19 protein-coding genes and 1 riboswitch are annotated in these 16,621 nt (G+C 66.3%); all 19 genes read left to right on the top strand.

What is annotated here, in order from left to right; translation table 11 throughout:
* Positions 1-101: 101 nt before the first annotated feature.
* The gene (locus tag DFP89_RS10330) at positions 102-1,091 is read left to right on the top strand and encodes an ABC transporter substrate-binding protein (RefSeq protein WP_181870302.1); all 990 of its coding nucleotides are present in this window, start codon (positions 102-104) and stop codon (positions 1,089-1,091) included.
* Positions 1,092-1,093: 2 nt separating this feature from the next.
* The gene (locus DFP89_RS10325; protein WP_425452658.1) at positions 1,094-1,852 is read left to right on the top strand and encodes an ABC transporter ATP-binding protein; all 759 of its coding nucleotides are present in this window, start codon (positions 1,094-1,096) and stop codon (positions 1,850-1,852) included.
* Positions 1,849-2,682 carry an ABC transporter permease gene (locus DFP89_RS10320; RefSeq protein ID WP_114349305.1) on the top strand — a complete coding sequence of 278 codons (834 nt, stop codon included), beginning with the start codon at positions 1,849-1,851 and terminating at the stop codon, positions 2,680-2,682. Before DFP89_RS10325 ends, DFP89_RS10320 begins: the two co-directional genes overlap by 4 nt.
* 4 nt (positions 2,683-2,686) lie before the next feature.
* Complete coding sequence (locus DFP89_RS10315; RefSeq protein ID WP_114349304.1) at positions 2,687-3,958, top strand: cytosine deaminase; 1,272 nt, start codon at positions 2,687-2,689, stop codon at positions 3,956-3,958.
* A gap of 3 nt (positions 3,959-3,961) precedes the next feature.
* Positions 3,962-5,350, top strand: a complete 1,389-nt coding sequence (locus tag DFP89_RS10310; RefSeq protein WP_114349303.1) for an FAD-binding oxidoreductase — start codon at positions 3,962-3,964, stop codon at positions 5,348-5,350.
* Entirely contained in the window at positions 5,350-5,952 is a 603-nt protein-coding gene (locus tag DFP89_RS10305; RefSeq protein WP_114349302.1) for an NAD(P)H-dependent oxidoreductase, read from the top strand. The genes DFP89_RS10310 and DFP89_RS10305 overlap by 1 nt, the downstream gene beginning before the upstream one ends.
* 10 nt (positions 5,953-5,962) lie before the next feature.
* The gene (locus tag DFP89_RS10300; RefSeq protein ID WP_114349301.1) at positions 5,963-6,751 is read left to right on the top strand and encodes a creatininase family protein; all 789 of its coding nucleotides are present in this window, start codon (positions 5,963-5,965) and stop codon (positions 6,749-6,751) included.
* Positions 6,752-6,823: 72 nt separating this feature from the next.
* Positions 6,824-7,990 (top strand): nucleotide sugar dehydrogenase, encoded by a 1,167-nt coding sequence (locus DFP89_RS10295; protein ID WP_114349300.1) that lies wholly within the window; start codon positions 6,824-6,826, stop codon positions 7,988-7,990.
* Positions 7,987-8,985 carry an SDR family NAD(P)-dependent oxidoreductase gene (locus tag DFP89_RS10290; protein WP_114349299.1) on the top strand — a complete coding sequence of 333 codons (999 nt, stop codon included), beginning with the start codon at positions 7,987-7,989 and terminating at the stop codon, positions 8,983-8,985. The genes DFP89_RS10295 and DFP89_RS10290 overlap by 4 nt, the downstream gene beginning before the upstream one ends.
* A gap of 44 nt (positions 8,986-9,029) precedes the next feature.
* A riboswitch (TPP riboswitch) is annotated at positions 9,030-9,133 on the top strand.
* 74 nt (positions 9,134-9,207) lie between these two features.
* Entirely contained in the window at positions 9,208-10,020 is an 813-nt protein-coding gene (gene thiD, locus DFP89_RS10285; protein ID WP_114349298.1) for a bifunctional hydroxymethylpyrimidine kinase/phosphomethylpyrimidine kinase, read from the top strand.
* Positions 10,020-10,997 (top strand): FAD-dependent oxidoreductase, encoded by a 978-nt coding sequence (locus DFP89_RS10280; protein ID WP_114349297.1) that lies wholly within the window; start codon positions 10,020-10,022, stop codon positions 10,995-10,997. The genes thiD and DFP89_RS10280 overlap by 1 nt, the downstream gene beginning before the upstream one ends.
* Positions 10,981-11,178, top strand: a complete 198-nt coding sequence (gene thiS, locus DFP89_RS10275; RefSeq protein WP_114349296.1) for a sulfur carrier protein ThiS — start codon at positions 10,981-10,983, stop codon at positions 11,176-11,178. Before DFP89_RS10280 ends, thiS begins: the two co-directional genes overlap by 17 nt.
* 1 nt (position 11,179) lies before the next feature.
* Complete coding sequence (locus DFP89_RS10270) at positions 11,180-11,959, top strand: thiazole synthase (RefSeq protein WP_114349295.1); 780 nt, start codon at positions 11,180-11,182, stop codon at positions 11,957-11,959.
* On the top strand, positions 11,956-12,552 hold the full coding sequence (locus DFP89_RS10265) for a thiamine phosphate synthase (RefSeq protein ID WP_114349294.1): 597 nt from the start codon (positions 11,956-11,958) through the stop codon (positions 12,550-12,552). Before DFP89_RS10270 ends, DFP89_RS10265 begins: the two co-directional genes overlap by 4 nt.
* The gene (locus DFP89_RS10260; protein WP_114349293.1) at positions 12,549-13,505 is read left to right on the top strand and encodes a HesA/MoeB/ThiF family protein; all 957 of its coding nucleotides are present in this window, start codon (positions 12,549-12,551) and stop codon (positions 13,503-13,505) included. The genes DFP89_RS10265 and DFP89_RS10260 overlap by 4 nt, the downstream gene beginning before the upstream one ends.
* On the top strand, positions 13,505-14,443 hold the full coding sequence (locus tag DFP89_RS10255) for an ABC transporter substrate-binding protein (RefSeq protein ID WP_114349292.1): 939 nt from the start codon (positions 13,505-13,507) through the stop codon (positions 14,441-14,443). The genes DFP89_RS10260 and DFP89_RS10255 overlap by 1 nt, the downstream gene beginning before the upstream one ends.
* The gene (locus tag DFP89_RS10250; protein WP_114349291.1) at positions 14,440-15,120 is read left to right on the top strand and encodes a TenA family protein; all 681 of its coding nucleotides are present in this window, start codon (positions 14,440-14,442) and stop codon (positions 15,118-15,120) included. Before DFP89_RS10255 ends, DFP89_RS10250 begins: the two co-directional genes overlap by 4 nt.
* Positions 15,117-15,890, top strand: coding sequence for an ABC transporter ATP-binding protein (locus DFP89_RS10245; RefSeq protein WP_114349290.1), 774 nt, complete (start codon positions 15,117-15,119; stop codon positions 15,888-15,890). The genes DFP89_RS10250 and DFP89_RS10245 overlap by 4 nt, the downstream gene beginning before the upstream one ends.
* Positions 15,887-16,618 (top strand): ABC transporter permease, encoded by a 732-nt coding sequence (locus DFP89_RS10240; RefSeq protein WP_114349289.1) that lies wholly within the window; start codon positions 15,887-15,889, stop codon positions 16,616-16,618. Before DFP89_RS10245 ends, DFP89_RS10240 begins: the two co-directional genes overlap by 4 nt.
* Positions 16,619-16,621 lie beyond the last annotated feature (3 nt).

Genomic DNA, 16,621 nt, shown 5'->3' with positions numbered 1-16,621 from the left:
AAGACTCAATTCTGCGAAAGCTTTCGTTGCGCAATGGCCATTGGCCATGCACCATGCCCCCGAAAGCAAACAGGAATTCCAGCGCCCCAACAGGAGTTACCATGAAACGCATCCTGATTCTGTCTGCCTTGGCCGGTTCTGGCCTTGCGCCCGCGGCCATGGCCCAGACCGCAGTCAGCTTCGGCACCAACTGGGTCGCCCAGGGCGAACACGGCGGCTATTATCAGGCGGTCGAGGACGGCTCCTACAAGGAATGCGGCCTTGACGTCACCATCGTGCCCGGCGGCCCGCAGGTGAACAACCGCGCCATGATGCTGGCCGGCAAGATCGACTTCAACATGGCCGGCAACCTGCTGTCCACCTTCAACGCCGCCGCCGAAGGCGTGCCGGTCGTCGCCGTCGCCGCCACCTTTCAAAAGGAACCGCAGGTCTTTCTGACCCATCCCGGCAAGGGCAAGACCTTTGACGACCTGAAAAAGCTGAAAATCTATGTCAGCGACGAGGGCTTTGCCTCGTATTACCTGTGGATGAAATCCGCGCATGGTTTCACCGACGAACAGCGCGAGGTCTATACGTTCAACATGGCCCCCTTTATCGCTGACGAGAACACCGCCATTCAGGGCTATGTCTCGTCCGAGCCGCTGATGGTCCAGAAAGAGGCCGGCTGGACGCCCGACTCGCTTTTGCTGGCCGATGCGGGTTACGGCACCTATTCCACCCTGATCGAGACCATGGCCGATACCGTCGCCACCCGCCCCGAGGTGGTGCAATGCTTTGTCGATGGCTCGGCCAAGGGCTGGTACAATTACCTTTACGGCGATGCCAGCAAGGCCGATGCCCGGATCAAGGCCGACAACCCCGAAATCACCGACGAACAACTGGCCTTCGCGCGCGAGCAGATGAAGGCCTACGGCATCGTCGATTCCGGCGACGCGCTGGAAAAGGGCATCGGGGTGATGACCAAGGAACATATCGACGGCTTCTTCAAGGACATGGCCGAGGCGGGCGCCATCTCGCCCGATCTGGATTATTCCAAGGCCTATACGCTGGATTTCGTCGGCAAGGGCGTCGGCATGGAGATGAAGAAATAAGCGTGACAGAAGGGTCCGATCTGTTGCGGATGGACGGCGTCGGCAAGGTCTTTGCCGGCGGCGTCACCGCACTTTCGGGCATGAACCTGCGGGTGGCCACGGGCGAGTTCGTCTCGCTTCTCGGGCCGTCGGGCTGCGGGAAATCGACAGCGCTGCGGCTGATCGCCGGCTTGATGCAGCCCACTACCGGCAAGGTCAGCTGGCAGGGCAAGCATGACAGCGGCGATCTGGGCGTGGTCTTTCAGGAACCGACGCTGATGCCTTGGGCGACGGTGGAAAAGAACGTCTGGCTGCCGCTGCGGCTAAGGGGCGAAAGCCTGCCCGACGCCCGCCCCCGCATCGCGCAGGCGCTGGAGATGGTGGGTCTGGGCAGCTTCGCCAATGCCTATCCGCGCGAGCTGTCGGGCGGGATGAAGATGCGCGTCTCCATCGCCCGGGCGCTGGTCACGCAGCCCCGGCTGATCCTGATGGACGAGCCCTTTGCGGCACTGGACGAAATCACCCGCAACAAGATGAACGACGACCTGCTGGCGCTGCGCGACCGGCTGGGCTGCACGGTAATCTTTGTCACCCATTCGGTCTTTGAAAGCGTCTATCTGTCGGACCGCATCGTGGTCATGGCCCCCCGCCCCGGCCGCGTGGCCGAGGAACTGACCGTCCCCGCCCCCCGCCGGGACGAGGAATTCCGCACCTCGGCCGATTATGCCGCGCAATGCCGCGCGGTTTCGGCCGCCTTGTCCCGCGCCACAGGTGACGCATGACCGAAGCTTTGGACACCGAGGAAACCGCCCGCCTGCGCCGCGCCCGCGCCGAACGCATCGGCCGCTGGCTGATGCCGGCCCTGACCATCGTCGCGGCGCTGGTGATCTGGGACCGGATCGTGGTCTGGAACCAGATCCCGCATTACATCCTGCCCGGCCCCGGTCTGGTGGCGCAGACGCTGGTCAAGGACTGGGCGATCCTTGGCCCGGCCACCTGGGTCACGCTGAAAATCGCCATGATGGCGCTGAGCGTCGCGGTGATCGGCGGCGTCGGCCTTGCCGTGATCTTCAGCCTGTCACGCTGGGCCGAGATGTCATTCTATCCCTTTGCGGTGGTCTTGCAGGTAACGCCGGTGGTGGCGATTGCGCCCCTGATCTTCATCTATGTCGAGAACCGCACCGTCGGCCTGCTGCTTTGCGCATGGATTGTGGCGTTTTTCCCGATCCTGTCCAATACCTCGCTGGGGCTGCGCTCGGTCGATCGCAATCTGGCCGATCTTTACCACATCTATGGTGCCAGCCGCTGGCAAAGGCTGATCCATCTGCAACTGCCCTCGGCCCTGCCCTATTTCCTTGGCGGCCTGCGGATCGCGGGCGGGCTGTCGCTGATCGGCGCGGTGGTGGCGGAATATGTCGCGGGCACAGCCGGGATCGGCACCGGGCTGGCCTTTCGCATCCTTGAGGCCGGGTATCGCCTGAACATCCCGCGCATGTTCGCGGCCCTTGCGCTGATCGCCGCTTTGGGGGTGCTGATTTTCGCCGTGCTGTCGCTGATTTCGCATCTGGCGCTGCGGCACTGGCACGAAAGCGCGTTGAAGCGGGAAAGTTGACGGCTTGGATTTTCGCGTTCTGCCCAGCGGCGACCTGACCCTGACCAACCTGACCACCCCGGCCTGCCTGATCGGGGAAACGGGCGATCTGCAAACCATCTCGATCAGCCTGCGCGGCGGGCGCATCGCCGCACCCGCGCCCGATCTGCCGCAGCTCGACATGGCCGGGGCGATGGTCTTTCCGACCTTCATCGACATGCATACCCATCTGGACAAGGGTCATATCTGGCCCCGCGCGCCCAATCCCGATGGCACATTCGACGGCGCGCTGTCGACGGTCGAGGCCGACCGGGCCGCCAATTGGTCCGGCCCGGATGTGCGCGCACGGATGGATTTCGCCCTGCGCTGCGCCTATGCCCATGGCACCAGCGCCATCCGCACGCATCTGGACAGCATCGCATTGCAGGGCCGGATCAGCTTTCCCGAATTTACCCGGTTGCGCGACGAATGGGCCGGCCGGATCGAGCTGCAGGCCGCCTGCCTGACGCTGATCGACCGCATCGACCCGGAGGGGGGCGGCGAATTCGCCGATCTGGCCGATCTGGTCGCCGAAAGCCGGGGCGTGCTGGGCTGCGTGACATTTCCCGATACGCGGCTGCGCGACCGGCTGCGGGCCTTCTTTGCCCATGCCGGAAAACGGGGCCTCGATGCCGATTTCCATGTCGATGAGACAGGCGACCCCGAGGCCGCCAGCCTGCGCGTCATCGCCGAAACCGTGCTGGAGACCGGCTTTGACGCGCCGGTCACGGTCGGGCATTGCTGTTCGCTGGCGGTGCAGCCGGATGCGGAATGGCTGCATACGCTGGATCTGGTCGCCCGCGCCGGGATCCATGTCGTCAGCCTGCCGCTGTGCAACCTGTATCTGCAGGACCGTCAGGCCGGACGCACCCCGCGCTGGCGCGGTATTACCTTGGTCCATGAAATGGCGGCGCGCGGGATCAATGTCAGCTTTGCCTCGGACAATACCCGCGATCCGTTCTATGCCTACGGCGATCTGGACATGCTTGAGGTGATGCGCGAGGCGACCCGCATCGCACATCTGGACCATTCCCGCGCCAACTGGCCCAACGCGTTCCTGACCAACCCGGCCCGCGCCTGCGGATTTGCCGCGCCCGGCTTTGCCCCCGGCGCGCCCGCCGATCTGGTGATCTGCCGCGCCCGGAACTGGTCCGAGCTGTTCGCCCGCCCGCAATCCGACCGGATCGTGCTGCGCGCCGGGCGCCAGATCGACCGAGACCTGCCCGACTATACTGAGCTTGACCACCTGATGAGGTGACCCATGGATATCGCCGCCGCCAAGGCCGCTTTGATGCATCTTGATCTGGACGACAATCCCGCCGCCGTGCGGGCGAAAAGCCGCGATTTCTTCTGGTATTCGCCGGTTCTCAAGGATCGGCTGGACCATCTCAGCGCGGATTTCGTGGTCATGCCGAAAACCCAGGACGAGGTGATCGAGGTTCTGGCCGCCTGCCACGCCCATGACGTGCCGGTGACGGTGCGCGGCTCGGGGACCGGGAATTACGGGCAGGCCATGCCGCTGGCCGGGGGCTGCGTCCTGCATATGCAGAACATGGACAAGGTGCTGGAAATCAGTCCCGGCCGCGTCGTGACCCAGCCCGGCACCATCATCCGCGAGCTGGACCGCATCACCCGCGACCAGTCTGGGCAGGAACTGCGCATGTTCCCCTCGACCGCCGGGACGGCGACGATTGGCGGCTTCATCTGCGGGGGGTCGGGGGGCGTCGGCTCGGTCCGCTGGGGGATGCTGCGCGATTACGGCAATATCCTGCGCATCCGCGTCGCCACGATGGAGGCCCGGCCCCGCATCCTTGACTTCACCGGCAGGGATCTGGCCCGCGTCAGCCACGCCTACGGCACCAATGGCGTGGTGACGGAAATCGAGATGCCGCTGGCGCCCGCCTATGACTGGGTGCATGTCTTTCTGACGCTGGACGATTTCACCCACGCCGCCGCGCTGACCCATGCGCTGGCCTTGCAGGACGGCATCCTGCTGAAACTGGCCACGGTCTGCGAGGCGCCGGTCGCCGCGCGGTATTTCCAGCGCTTCCGGGGCCATGTCTCTGACACCGACAGCGTCATCGCGCTGATGGTCGCGCCCCATTCCATGGACGGTTTCCTGTCATTCCTGTCCCATGAACCGGGGGCAAGGCTGATCTATCGCTCTGACGCCCATGACTGGGCGCGCGACCCCGGCCCGGCCTATGAATATGGCTGGAACCACACCACCCTGCGGGCGCTGAAGGTGGATCCCTCGATCACCTATCTGCAGGTGCGCTATGCCGGGCCGGACCTTCTGGACAAGGTGGGTGCCATCCGTGCCCGTTTCGGCGATGAGCTGATCCAGCATCTGGAATTCCTGCGCGAAACCGGCGTGATGACCGCGGCCGGCCTGACCCTCGTGCGCTTTTCGACCGAGGCGCGGCTGGACGAGATCATCCGCATCCACGAGGACATGGGCTGCATGGTCTTCAACCCGCATCGCTATACGCTTGAGGAGGGCGGCCGCCAGACCGTCGATGCCCGGCAACTGGACTTCAAGCGGCAGGCCGACCCCAAGGGGCTGCTCAATCCCGGCAAGATGATCGCCTGGGACGTGCCGGACTGGGATTATTCCCGCGCCTATGATTATGCGAGGATGCGACACTGATGCGTGCGCTGGTCGTCTATTGCCACCCCGAACCCGGCAGCTTCAACGCGGCGATCTGCAGCCTTGTCTGCGCCAAGCTGCGCGAGGCGGGTGCCGAGCTGCGCCTGCGCAACCTTTACGCCGAGAATTTCCAGCCCGTGCTGAGCCAGCAGGAATGGCACGATTATCTGGACCCGGCCCGCAACACCCTGCCGGTCACGTGGGATGTCGAGACGCTGCGCTGGTGCAATACGCTGATCTTTGTCTATCCGACCTGGTGGTATGGCCCGCCCGCCATGCTGAAAGGCTGGCTGGACCGGGTGATGGTGCCCGAGGTGGCCTTTCTGATGCCCGATGCGCAAAGCACGAACATCCGCCCCGGCTTGCAGCACATCACCCGGCTGGGCGTCTTTACCACCTGCGGCGCCAGCTTCTTGCTGACCTCGCTGGTCGGGGCGCCGGGCAAGCGCACCTTGCTGCGCGGGGTGGGTTATCTGTGTTCGCCGAACCGGCGCAGCGTCTTTGCCGCGCATTACCTGATGGACAGCTCGACCCCCAAAAGCCGGGCGCAGCATCTGGACCATGTCGACCGCAAGATGGACCGGCTGCTGGCGCCGCTGTGAAAGGACACCCATGACACGCCGCCTGGACTGGGCCCAGTACCGCGCCCCGGAATATGCCGGGATCGATCCGGCGCGGATCATCGCCATCCTGCCCACGGCAGCGATCGAACAGCACGGGCCACACCTGCCCGTCGGCACCGACACCATGATCGCCGAAGGCATGCTGGCCACCCTGCGCCGCGACTGCCCCGAGGATCTGGATATCCGCATCCTGCCGGTGCAGGCGGTGGGCAAATCGACCGAACATCTCTGGGCCGCCGGCACGCTGACGCTGGATGCGCCGACCGCGCTGGCGGCATGGACCCAGATCGGGCTGTCGGTCGCCCGCGCCGGGATCCGCAAGATCGTCATCGTCAACAGCCATGGCGGCAATCTGGATCTGGTCTCGATCCTGACCCGCGAGCTTCGGGTGCAGGCGGGAATGTTGGCGGTCAAATGCCAATGGATGGGCTTTGGCCTGCCCGACGGCATCTATTCCGCGCAGGAACGCGATTTCGGCATCCATGGCGGCGATGTCGAAACCTCGCTGATGCTGGAGTTTCAGCCGGGTTGCGTGGACATGAGCGCCGCGCGCGATTTCCGATCTTCGGCCGAGGGGGCGGCGATCGCGCCTACCGGGCCGGTCAGCTATGGCTGGATATCCTCGGACCTGAACCCCGCCGGCACCGTGGGCGAGGCGCATCTGGCCTCTGCCGAAAAGGGCCGCATGACCGCCACGCATCAGGTCGCGGGGCTGATCGCGCTGCTCAGGCAGGTGCGGGACGCGGCGATCCCGCAGGCGCCCAGCGGCTGGAAATAGCGCCTCGACGCTTCTGCCGCCGCAAAAGCCATGCTAAGCCGGGCGGAACCGTAAAGAATTGGCAGGTATCACATGACGATTGCTGTTGCAGGGCTGGGTTATGTCGGCATGTCCATCGCGGTGCTGCTGGCGCAGCACAATGAGGTCGTGGCGCTGGATGTGAACGCCACGCGCGTCGCGCAGGTGAATGCCCGCCGCTCGCCCATCGAGGATGCCGAAATCTCGAAATGGCTGGCCGAGCAAAGCCTGAACCTGCGCGCCACCCAGGACGCGGCTGAGGCCCTGACCGGCGCCGAATTCGTCATCGTCGCCACGCCGACGAATTACGACGCGCGCTCGAACCGCTTTGACACTTCCAGCGTCGAGACAGTGATCCGGCAGGCCCGGCAATACGCGCCCGACGCCACCATCGTGGTGAAATCGACCGTGCCGGTGGGCTTTGTCGAACGCATGCGCGCCGAGACCGGCTATGACGGCATCCTGTTCTCGCCCGAATTCCTGCGCGAGGGGCGCGCACTTTACGACAACCTCTACCCCTCGCGGATCGTGGTCGGCGACCATGGCCCGGCGGCAAAACGTCTGGCCGAACTGCTGACCGAGGGCGCGATCCGCAAGGACATGCCCATCCTGTTCACCGGCCCGGTCGAGGCCGAGGCGATCAAGCTGTTTTCCAACACCTACCTTGCCATGCGCGTCGCCTATTTCAACGAGCTGGACAGCTATTCCGTGGCGCGCGGGCTGAACACGCGCGAGATCATCGACGGCGTCGGCCTCGACCCCCGGATCGGCGAGCATTACAACAATCCCAGCTTTGGCTATGGCGGCTATTGCCTGCCCAAGGACACCAAGCAGTTGCTGGCCAACTATAACGAGGTGCCCCAGCAGCTGATCGCGGCGGTGGTGGAATCGAACCGCACCCGCAAGGATTTCATCGCCGACCAGATCATCGCCCGCCAGCCCAGACTGGTCGGCGTCTATCGACTGGTGATGAAGGCGGGCTCGGACAATTTCCGCGACAGCTCGATCCAGGGCATCATGAAGCGGATCAAGGCCAAGGGCATCCCCTGCATCGTCTATGAACCCGTGCTGACCGAGGATCATTTCTTTCACAGCCCGGTCATCCGCGACCTGAACGAGTTCAAGCAGCAGGCCGACCTGATCATCACCAACCGCCGCACGCCGGAACTGGATGACGTGGCCGACAAGCTGTTCACCCGCGACCTGTTCGGGGTGGACTGATGCGAGTCCTTGTCACCGGATCGGCGGGCTTCATCGGCTATCACCTGTGCAAGCTTTTGCTGGCCGAGGGCGCCAAGGTCATCGGTCTGGACGCCCATGACGCCTATTACGACCCGGCCCTGAAAGAGGCGCGCGAAGCCCGCCTGCGCCCGCATCCGAACTTCACCCCGATCCGCGCGCGGGTCGAGGAACCGGGCGTGCTGGCCGGGATCTTCGAGCAGCACAAGCCCGATATCGTCGTGCATCTGGCTGCGCAGGCGGGCGTGCGCTATTCCATCGACAACCCCCGCGCCTATCTGGAATCGAACCTGATCGGCACGTTCGAGCTGCTTGAGGCCGCCCGCGCCCATCCGCCCCGGCACATGCTGCTGGCCTCGACCAGCTCGGCCTACGGCGCCAATACCGAAATGCCCTATCGCGAGACGGACAAGGCCGATGCCCAGATGTCCTTTTACGCCGCGACCAAAAAATCGACCGAGGCGATGGCGCATAGCTATGCGCATCTGTTCGGCCTGCCGGTGACGATGTTTAGGTTCTTTACCGTCTATGGCCCATGGGGGCGGCCCGACATGGCGCCGTGGCTGTTCACCAGCGCGATCATGGCCGGCCAGCCGATCAAGGTCTTCAACCATGGCGACATGCGCCGCGACTTCACCTATGTGACCGACCTCGTGCGCGCGATCCGGTTGCTGATGGACGCGGTGCCGGGCGATGCGCCTGTGGCTGCCGAGGACAGCCTGTCCCCCGTCGCGCCCTTTCGCGTCGTCAATATCGGCAATGGCGCCCCGGTCGAGCTGCTGGACTTCATCGCCGCGATCGAGACCGCGACCGGCAAACCGGCGATCAAGCAGATGCTGCCCATGCAGCCCGGCGACGTGCCCGCAACCTGGGCCGACACCACGCTTTTGCGCGCTTTGACCGGCTATGCGCCGCAGACCCGCGTCCCCGAGGGCGTCGCGGAATATGTGGACTGGTTCCGCAGCTACTATCTGTAATCGCTTGCATATGCCGGCCTTCCGGCATAGTTGACGCATAAGAACTCATACACTTGGGGGGCCTCGTACGGGGCTGAGAGGTGCCAGGCACCGACCCATAGAACCTGATCCGGGTCATACCGGCGTAGGGAAGGGTAGAGTGTCACGGCCCCGGGACGCCCCCCTCAGGCCGCCACCCATCCCCCCAAAGCCGACTGGCCCGCCCGCAACGAAAGGCCGGCCATGTCCCACCCTATCGCCCTGACCATCGCCGGCTCCGACAGCGGCGGTGGGGCCGGCATTCAGGCCGATCTGAAAAGCTTTTCGGCGCTGGGGGTCTATGGCGCCTCTGTGATCACAGCGGTCACCGCCCAGAATACCCGCGCCGTCACCGCCGTCGAACTGGTCAGCCCGGCCATGGTCGCGGCCCAGATCGACGCGGTATTCGACGATCTGGACATCCGCGCGGTCAAGATCGGCATGGTCGGCGGCGTCGATGTGATCACAACCGTCTCCCGGCATCTCCGCCGGGTCGTTGCCCTGCGGCCGCTGGCGGTGGTGCTGGACCCGGTGATGGTGGCGAAATCGGGCGATGCGCTTCTGGCCGATGACGCCATGGAGGCGATGCGGTCCGAGCTTTTGCCCTTGGCCACCATCCTGACCCCCAACCTGCCCGAGGCCGCGCGCCTGCTGGGCTGCGATCCGGCCCAGACCCCCGAGGACATGGCCGAGCAGGGTCAGGCGCTGCGGGCGCTTGGTGCCACGCATGTGCTGATGAAGGGCGGTCACGCTGCCGGCGATATCTGCACCGACCTGCTGATCGGCCCGGAACCCCTGACCCTGACCGCGCCGCGCCAGCAGACCCGCAACACCCATGGCACGGGATGCTCGCTCTCCTCGGCCATCGCGGCGGGGCTGGCGCAGGGCATGCATGTGACGCAGGCGGTCAACTGCGCGCATCACTGGCTGCAGGGCGCCATTGCCGCCGCCGACGATCTGTCGGTCGGGCTGGGCCATGGTCCCGTGCATCATTTCCACAATATATGGGATAGATAATGACTGAAACTACTATCCTTGGTGCTGGCGTGATGGGCCTTGCCATCGCGACCGAACTGACCTCGCGCGGGATCCGGCCCCGGATCATCGACCCGGCGGGCAAGCCCGGATCGCATGCCTGCAGCTGGCGCGCTGGCGGCATGCTGGCCCCCTATTGCGAGGGTGAAAGCGCCGAACCCGTGGTCCTGCGCCTTGGCCGTGACGCCGCCGACTGGTGGCAGGCCCAAGGGACCGAGGTCATCCGGCGCGGCACGCTGGTCCTTGCCCCCTCGCGCGACCGGGCGGAACTGGACCGCTTTGCCCGGCTGACCGAAAGCCACAGCGCGCTTGACGCCGCAGGCATCGCCGAACTGGAACCCGAGCTTGAAGGCCGCTTCTCGCGCGGGCTGTTTTACGCGACCGAGGCGCACCTGAACCCGCGCGCCGCGCTTTTGACCCTGCGCGACCGGCTGGCCGAACAGGGCATCCAGATCGAGACCGAGGGCACGCCCAGCGGTCTGGTCATCGACGCACGCGGATATGCCGCCCGCGACCAGTTGCCGGACCTGCGCGGCGTGCGCGGCGAAATGCTGGTCCTGCGCTGCCCCGAGGTGAACCTGACCCGCACCGTGCGGCTGCTGCATCCCCGCATACCACTATATGTTGTGGGTCGTGGGGATGGGATATACATGATCGGCGCCACGATGCTGGAAACCGGCGGCAAATACCGCGTCACCGCCCGTTCCGCGGTCGAGATGCTGAACGCAGCCTATGCCCTGCATCCCGGCTTCGCCGAGGCCGAGATCCTTGAGCTTGGCTCGGACGCGCGGCCCGCCTTTCCCGACAACCTGCCGCGCCTGCGCCGGCGCGGGAGCACGCTTTTCGCAAACGGACTTTACCGCCACGGCTATCTGCTGGCCCCCGCCCTGGCCCGCATGACCGCTGATTACCTGACCACGGGCAAGAAACCGGAGTTCATGGATGAAGATCACCCTTAACGGCGAAGCCCGCGATCTGGCCGGGCCCAGCGTCTCCGACGCGCTGATCCAGATCGGGCTGGGCACGGCCAAGGTCGCGACGGCCCTGAACGGCAGCTTCCTGCCCGCCGCCGCCCGCGCCACCACCACGTTGAACGAGGGCGACGCATTGGAAGTCGTGGCCCCCATGCAGGGGGGCTGAGATGCCGGTATATTACGACACGCAGATCGACAGCGCCCTGATGCTGGGAACGGCGCAATACCCCTCGCCCGCGATCATGGCGCAGGCGTTTCACGCCGCCCAGGCCGGCATCGCCACCGTATCCCTGCGCCGCGAAGGCGGTGCAGGACAGGATTTTCACAAGCTGATCAAGGGCCTGAACATCCCCGTCCTGCCCAATACCGCCGGCTGCCATTCCGTGCGCGAGGCGGTGACCACCGCGCAAATGGCGCGCGAGCTGTTTGAAACCCCGTGGATCAAGCTGGAAATCATCCGCGACGACGACACGCTTTGCCCCGATGTGGTGGCGCTGGTCGAGGCGGCGCGGATCCTCTCTGATGACGGCTTTCAGGTCTTTCCCTATTGCACCGAGGACCTGTCGGTCTGCGGCCGGCTGGTCGATGCGGGTTGCCGGGTGCTGATGCCCTGGGGGGCGCCCATCGGCTCGGGCCGGGGGCTGAACAATGTCTATGGTCTGCGCTCGGTCCGGGCGCATTTCCCGGATATCCCGCTGGTCGTCGATGCCGGGATCGGCCTGCCCAGCCACGCCGCGCAGGCGATGGAGCTGGGCTATGACGGGGTGCTTCTGAACACCGCCGTCGCCAAGGCGGGCGATCCGGTGGCGATGGCCCGCGCCATGGCGCTGGCGATCGAGGCCGGCCGGCTTGCCCACCAAGCCACCCCGATCGAGGCCCGCGACATGGCCGCGCCCTCGACCCCGGTCTTTGGCATGGCGGCGCTGGGACAAGGGGGCATGGCATGACATTTCCGCGCTTTTATCCCATTTTCGACAGCGCCGACTGGCTGCGCCGCGCCCTGCCCTTGGGCGTGCGGCTGGTACAGATCCGGCTCAAGGACCTGCCGCCCGACCGCCTGCTGGGCGAGTTGGCCCTGTGCCGGGCGCTGTGTCACGACCATGGCGCCACGCTGGTCGTGAACGACCACTGGCAGGCGGCGATGGATCTGGATTGCGATTTCATCCATCTGGGGCAAGAGGATCTGGACACGGCCGACCTGCCCGCGATCCGCAAGGCCGGGCTGCGGCTGGGGATCTCGACCCATGATCATGCGGAACTGGACCGCGCCATGGCGCTTGGCCCGGATTATATCGCGCTGGGTCCGGTCTGGCCGACGATCCTGAAAAAGATGAAATGGGAACAGCAGGGGCTGGAGCGGGTCAGCGAATGGCGTCGGCTGGTCGGTGCGACGCCCTTGGTCGCCATCGGCGGCGTCACGCCCGAACGCGCGCTTGAGGCCTTCGCGGCCGGGGCCGATATCGCTTCAGTGGTGACCGACATCACCCTGAACCCCGACCCCGAAAGCCGCATCCGCGACTGGCTCAGGGTGACCGCATGAGCCGCTATATCCGCCAGATGGTGCTGCCGCAGATCGGCACTGATGGCCAGGACCGGATCGAGGCCGCGCATGTGCTGGTCGTCGGCGCCGGGGGCCTGGGCGTGCCGGTGCTGCAATATCTGGCCGGCGCCGGCATCGGCGCGATCACCCTGATCGACCCCGACCGGGTCGAGGACACCAACCTGCACCGCCAGCCCGCCTATCGCATGAAGGATATCGGCCGCCTCAAGGTCCGCGCCAGCGCGCAGGCCGTCGCGCGCCTCAACCCCGGCGTCGAGATGCTGGCTTTGCCCGACCGGCTGACCCCGGCGAACGCGCCCGGCCTGATCCGCCGCGCCGATCTGGTGCTGGATTGCGCCGACAGCTATGCCGCCAGCTATACACTGTCGGATGCCTGTCTGGCGGCGGGAAAGCCGCTGATCTCGGCCTCGGCTCTGGGGCTTGCGGGCTATGTCGGCGGCTTTTGCGGCGGCGCGCCCAGCCTGCGCGCGCTGTTTCCCTACCCGCCCGACAGCGGCCAGACCTGCGCCAGCGCCGGGGTCATGGGGCCGGTCGTCGGCATGCTGGGCTGTCTGCAGGCGCAGATGGCGCTTGAGACGATCCTTGAACTGACCCCCTCGCCGCTTGGGCAATTCACCCGCTATGAGGCCGGCCGCTTTACCCAGTTCCGCTTTGACGGCGCGCCGGAAACCCCCGGCCCCCGTTTCATCGCGCGCGAGGATATCACCCCCGGCGATCTGGTCATCGACCTGCGCCCGGCATCTGAGGCGCCGCGCAAGGCCACGCCCGAGGCCCTGCGCATCCCCGCCTATGGCGCCGCCGGCCCCTTGCCGCAGCCCGGCCAGCGCGCGGTTCTGGCCTGCCGTTCCGGCCTGCGCTCATGGCGCGCGGCGGCGGCGCTGGCCCAGCGCTGGCCCGGCGAAATCACCCTTCTGGCTCTCGGAGACGATTGATGAAACACCTGACCCTTGCCGCCGCCTTCGCCCTGATGGCGCAGCCGGTGCTGGCCGCCGACAAGCTGACGCTGATCCTTGACTGGTTCGTGAACCCCGACCATGCCCCGATCATCGTCGCGCAGGAAAAGGGCTTCTTCACCGAGGCAGGCCTCGAGGTCGAGGTCGTCGCCCCCGCCGATCCCTCGGACCCGCCCAAGCTGGTCGCCGCCGGTCAGGCCGATCTGGCGATCACCTATCAGCCGCAATTGCATCTTCAGGTGCATGAGGGCCTGCCCCTGAAACGCATCGGCACGCTGATCGCGACGCCGCTGAACTGCCTGATGGTCAAGGCCGACGGGCCGGTGCAGCAGCTTTCCGACCTCAAGGGCAAAAAGATCGGCTATTCGGTTTCCGGGGTCGAGGACGCGCTGATCTCGGCCATGCTGAAAACCGCCGGGCTGACGATGGCGGATGTCGAGATGGTGAACGTGAACTGGTCGCTGTCGCCCGCACTGATCGCCGGTCAGGTCGATGCCACCATCGGCGCCTATCGCAATTTCGAGCTGACCCAGATGCGGCTGGAAGGGGCCGAGGGCCGCTGCTTCTTCGTCGAGGAACAGGGTGTTCCGACCTATGACGAGCTGATCTTCGTCGCCAACCCCGCAAACATGGACGCCGACACCAACCGCCGCTTCCTGCATGCGGTGGAACGCGGCGCGCAATATATGGTCAACCATCCCGACGAGGCATGGAAGCTGTTCTCCGGCACCGCGCCCGATCTTCAGGACGAATTGAACGCGGCGGCGTGGAAGGACACCCTGCCCCGGTTTTCGCAAAGCCCGGCGGCGCTGGATCAGGGCCGCTATGCCCGGTTCGAGACCTTCCTGAAAGAGGCAGGCCTGATCGACGAGATCCTGCCCGTCTCGGCCCTCGCCATCGATCTGGGTGCGAAATGAGCAGCGATCCGGACTACGGCCACGCCTTTAGCCGCTGGCGGCAGGCGGCCCCCGACTGGGACGCCTATACCCGCCACAGCTTTGTCGAGGGGATGCGTTACGGCACCCTGCCCCATGCCGCCTATCTGAAATATCTGGTGCAGGATTACCTGTTCCTGATCCATTTCGCCCGCGCCTGGGCGCTTGCGGTGGTCAAGGCTGGCGATCTGGACGAGATGCGCACCTGCTCGGCCACCGTGCATACGCTTCTGGATCACGAGATGTCGCTGCATATCCAGACCTGCGCCAAGGCCGGAATCGACCTTGCCACGATGCAGGCCACGCCCGAGGCGGGCGCCAACCTCGCCTATACGCGCTATGTGCTCGAGGCCGGGTATTCGGGCGATTTCCTCGATCTGCTGGCGGCACTGATGCCCTGCGTGCTGGGCTACGGCGAAATCGGCGCGCGCCTTGCCCATGAGGCGGGACCGGACACGCCCTATCGCGACTGGATCGACAGCTATGCGGGACCCGAGTATCAAGCGGCATGCCGTGCTGCGGGGGAACTCATGGACAGCGCCATCCTGAAACGCCTTGGACCAGAGCCTGAAACCAGCCCCCGCTGGGCCATGCTCGGCAACCGCTTCGCCACCGCCACCCGGCTCGAGGTGGGCTTCTGGGGACTTGGGCAGGCATGACGCTTGCCGCCCGCCTGCAAGGCCGCGCCTGGGTCGACGGGATGCCCCTCTTCGCCCCGGTCGACCTTGCGCTGGCGATGGGCGGCTGGACCTGCCTGCTTGGCCCCTCGGGGGTCGGCAAATCGACCATGCTGCGGCTGGTCGCCGGCCTCGACACCGGCGTCAGCTTTCAGGGCACCATCACCCGCAACCTGCCCGTGGCCCTGATGGCGCAGGACCCCGGCCTGATCCCCTGGCTCGACGTGACCGAAAATGTCACGCTGGGCGCCCGCCTTCGCGGCACGCTCAGCCCTTCTTTCATGTCCAAATATCCCGGGGGGGGCCCGCAAGGGCCGGGGGCAGAGCCCCCCACCGCCAACCCGGCCTCCCGCGCCGCCGCCCTGATCGAGGCCGTCGGCCTGACCGACCGCGCCCATCACCGCCCAGACAGCCTGTCCGGCGGCCAGCGCCAGCGCGTGGCCCTGGCCCGCACCCTGTTCGAGGACCGGCCGCTGGTCCTGCTGGACGAACCCTTCTCGGCGCTGGACGCGCGGACCCGGGCGCAGATGCAGGATCTTTCCGCCCGACTGCTCGCGAATCGCACCGTGCTGCTGGTCACCCATGATCCGGCCGAGGCCGCGCGCCTGGGCGACCGCATCCTTTTGCTGCGCGAAGAGGGGCTGACCGAATGGCCCGCGCCGCCGCCGCGCCCCACAGGCGCCGCCCGCCCCTATGACGCGCCCGAGGTGCTGGCGCTGCAAGCCGATCTGATGCGGGGCATGATGGCATGAAGACCGTCCTTGCCCTGATCCTGACCGTCCTTGCGCTGTGGCAAGGGCTGATCTGGCTGGCCGGCATGCCGCCCTTTCTGCTGCCCGCCCCCGCAGCCGTGGCCGAGGCGCTCTGGCTCAACCGCATCGAGATCGCCCGCAATGCCGGTTTCACCCTGACCGAGGTGGTGCTGGGCTTCACGCTGGGATCGGTCATCGGCGCGGCGCTGGCCGTCGCCATGGGCTTTTCCGCGCGGCTGACCGGCATCCTGCGCCCGATCCTGACCTTCAGCCAGACCATCCCAGTCTTTGCGCTGGCGCCGATCCTGACCCTGTGGCTGGGCTTCGGCATGGCGCCCAAGATCGCCATGACCGTGCTGATCGTCTTTTTCCCGGTCGCGGCGGCCTTTCTGGACGGGCTTGGCCGCACGCCGCAGGCGGCGCTGGATCTGGCACAGGTCATGGGCGCCTCGCGCGGGCGGATCATGCGCCATCTGCGCATCCCGGCGGCGCTGCCGCATCTGGCGACCGGGCTGCGGCTGGCGGCGGTCTATGCGCCCATCGGCGCGGTGATCGGCGAATGGGTCGGCGGCGCGCGCGGCCTTGGCGCGCTGATGATCCACGCCAATGGCCGCATGAAGACCGATCTGGTCTTTGCCGCCCTGCTGGTCCTGTCGGTGATGACGGTGATCTTTGCGCGGCTGGTCTCGGTCGCGCTCAGCCGGATCTGGCGCCGCTACGGCGTCTAGACC

It is taken from the genome of Paracoccus lutimaris (assembly GCF_003337565.1).
In the GTDB taxonomy this organism is placed as follows: domain Bacteria; phylum Pseudomonadota; class Alphaproteobacteria; order Rhodobacterales; family Rhodobacteraceae; genus Paracoccus; species Paracoccus lutimaris.
This window is presented reverse-complemented; position numbering and strand designations above follow the sequence as displayed.